This window comes from Burkholderia sp. SIMBA_051 (assembly GCF_046534915.1).
In the GTDB taxonomy this organism is placed as follows: domain Bacteria; phylum Pseudomonadota; class Gammaproteobacteria; order Burkholderiales; family Burkholderiaceae; genus Burkholderia; species Burkholderia ambifaria.
In genome coordinates, this window is sequence record NZ_JAWRXS010000596.1 from 1 (window position 1) to 253 (window position 253).

General features: G+C 67.2%; 1 pseudogene. It reads left to right on the forward strand.

The features are described 5' to 3' along the window. A pseudogene (locus SB771_RS35870) lies at positions 1–253 on the forward strand (LLM class flavin-dependent oxidoreductase); the annotation flags it as partial.

The following is a 253-nucleotide window of genomic DNA, read 5'->3' on the forward strand; positions in this document are numbered from 1 at the left end:
CGGTCTGATCGGTACCCTGACCACCTCCTACAACGAACCCTTCAACGTCGCCCGCCGCCTGGCCTCGCTGGACCTGATCAGCAAGGGCCGCGCTGGCTGGAACGTGGTCACCAGCGGCGACGCTGGCACTGCCGGCAACTAGGGCCGTGACGAGCACTACGACTCCCACACCCGTTACGCCCGCGCCCAGGAGCACGTGGCGGTGGTGCAGGGCCTCTGGCAATCCTATGAAGACGGCGCGTTCCCACGCAAC